We start from the raw sequence: 481 nt of genomic DNA, 5'->3' as shown, positions 1-481 counted from the left end.
TCGATTCTCGCGAAGGTTGGTTTTGATGCAAAAGAGGAGTAGCCTATGAATGCAATGAAATGAATTTTTATTTAGAAAGACCGCCATTTGCACCAAATTTTGGGCTATTTGCTGCTAAATACACTGCGTTTTGCCGCTAAATGCACTGCGTTTTGGTGCTAAATGCACTGCGTTTTGGTGCAAAATACAGTGCGTTTTGGTGCAAAACACAAGGCAAAAAGGTGCTAAATGCAAGGCGGAAAGCATAAATATCCACACTAATTGTATAAACAAAACCTTTTAGGAATATTAAAAACATGGCCGAAAAGGGCAAAATAGTAGTTAAAAAGTGGGATTTTAAGGGCTAAAAGCGTGTAATTGGGCTTAGAAAATTACGAGCTGGCAACCAAACTAGAGAGGCTAAATGGTACAAAATACAGGTATTTTTCTTAAAACTGAACATGTCGGAAGGAGTGGAAAGCTAGAAATAGGGGCGATTTGC

The organism is Prevotella sp. HMSC073D09 (assembly GCF_001814145.1).
Classification (GTDB): Bacteria; Bacteroidota; Bacteroidia; order Bacteroidales; family Bacteroidaceae; genus Prevotella; species Prevotella conceptionensis.
The sequence above is the reverse complement of the archived record's forward strand: the minus strand, read 5'-3'. Positions refer to the sequence as shown.